Below are 404 nucleotides of genomic sequence, written 5' to 3' on the forward strand. Positions count from 1 at the left end.
CCAACACGAGATACATCACCAGGTGTTATCCGACTGCGGGTATTCATAGTGGTTAAACTAGCCCGCCGGTTGTACACCGTGGTTGTGCACACCCCAGCCTGCGCGGCAATCTCGGCAACACTATATGAGCCGGCCATAAGCATCTCGTAGATCACGCGATGCTTATCCATCATCGAGACCTTCGGGCAGTGCGATTGGTGCTGAATCGCAATTCCGGCTTGTCGCGCCCACCGCCTGACAGTTGGTGAGGGAATCGCTAAATCGCGCCCAACTGCGCTTGCTGATGCCCCGTTGGCGATGTGTTGAAGCGCAATCGGTTTGATGGCACTGTATTTCGTTCGGCGGGTTTGCTTCACTACTTCTCCTGGTCGAAAGTGGTGATGCATTCACCGCCTGAACCTACC

General features: G+C 55.2%; 1 pseudogene. It reads right to left on the bottom strand.

Annotated elements, in window-relative coordinates:
• Positions 1-356, bottom strand: a pseudogene (locus tag HMPREF2547_RS10910) (IS30 family transposase); the annotation flags it as partial.
• Positions 357-404: the final 48 nt, after the last annotated feature.

The sequence above is a fragment of the Corynebacterium sp. HMSC055G02 genome (assembly GCF_001809065.1).
Lineage (GTDB): Bacteria > Actinomycetota > Actinomycetes > Mycobacteriales > Mycobacteriaceae > Corynebacterium > Corynebacterium jeikeium_D.